The organism is Robertmurraya sp. FSL W8-0741 (assembly GCF_038004005.1).
Classification (GTDB): domain Bacteria; phylum Bacillota; class Bacilli; order Bacillales; family Cytobacillaceae; genus Robertmurraya; species Robertmurraya siralis.
This window is the reverse complement of the sequence record NZ_JBBOQG010000003.1, coordinates 1-1,356: the sequence shown is the minus strand read 5'-3', so window position 1 is coordinate 1,356 and position 1,356 is coordinate 1. Positions and strand designations below refer to the sequence as shown.

1 rRNA gene is annotated in these 1,356 nt (G+C 51.0%); it reads right to left on the bottom strand.

Annotated features, from left to right (window positions below):
• Positions 1–1,356: ribosomal RNA gene (locus NST02_RS23705) — 23S ribosomal RNA — on the bottom strand; the annotation flags it as partial.

Genomic DNA, 1,356 nt, shown 5'->3' with positions numbered 1-1,356 from the left:
TGGGATTCTCACCCATCTTTCGCTACTCATACCGGCATTCTCACTTCTAAGCGCTCCACCAGTCCTTCCGGTCTAGCTTCAACGCCCTTAGAACGCTCTCCTACCGCGTACACCTACGGTGTACACCCACAGCTTCGGTGATACGTTTAGCCCCGGTACATTTTCGGCGCGGGGTCACTCGACCAGTGAGCTATTACGCACTCTTTAAATGATGGCTGCTTCTAAGCCAACATCCTGGTTGTCTAAGCAACCCCACATCCTTTTCCACTTAACGTATACTTTGGGACCTTAGCTGGTGGTCTGGGCTGTTTCCCTTTTGACTACGGATCTTATCACTCGCAGTCTGACTCCCACGTTTAAGTACTTGGCATTCGGAGTTTGTCTGAATTCGGTAACCCGATGAGGGCCCCTAGTCCAAACAGTGCTCTACCTCCAAGACTCGTTCTTCGTGAGGCTAGCCCTAAAGCTATTTCGGAGAGAACCAGCTATCTCCAAGTTCGATTGGAATTTCTCCGCTACCCACACCTCATCCCCGCACTTTTCAACGTGCGTGGGTTCGGTCCTCCATTCAGTGTTACCTGAACTTCAACCTGGACATGGGTAGATCACCTGGTTTCGGGTCTACGACTACATACTCAAGACGCCCTATTCAGACTCGCTTTCGCTGCGGCTCCGTCTTCTCAACTTAACCTTGCATGCAATCGTAACTCGCCGGTTCATTCTACAAAAGGCACGCTATCACCCAGCATGTTTCCAAAGGAAATATGCATAGGGCTCTAACTACTTGTAGGCACACGGTTTCAGGTTCTCTTTCACTCCCCTTCCGGGGTGCTTTTCACCTTTCCCTCACGGTACTGGTTCACTATCGGTCACTAGGGAGTATTTAGCCTTGGGAGATGGTCCTCCCAGCTTCCGACGGGATTTCACGTGTCCCGCCGTACTCAGGATCCACTCAAGAGGGAACGAAGTTTCAACTACAGGGTTGTTACCTTCTCTGACCAGCCTTTCCAGACTTGTTCGTTTACTCCGTTCCTTTGTAACTCCGTATAGAGTGTCCTACAACCCCAAGAGGCAAGCCTCTTGGTTTGGGCTAATCCCGTTTCGCTCGCCGCTACTCAGGGAATCGCGTTTGCTTTCTCTTCCTCCGGGTACTTAGATGTTTCAGTTCCCCGGGTCTGCCTTCCATCCCCTATGTATTCAGGTATGGATACCATCCCATTACGGATGATGGGTTTCCCCATTCGGAAATCTCCGGATCAAAGCTTACTTACAGCTCCCCGAAGCATATCGGTGTTAGTCCCGTCCTTCATCGGCTCCTAGTGCCAAGGCATCCACCGTGCGCCCTTTATAACTTAA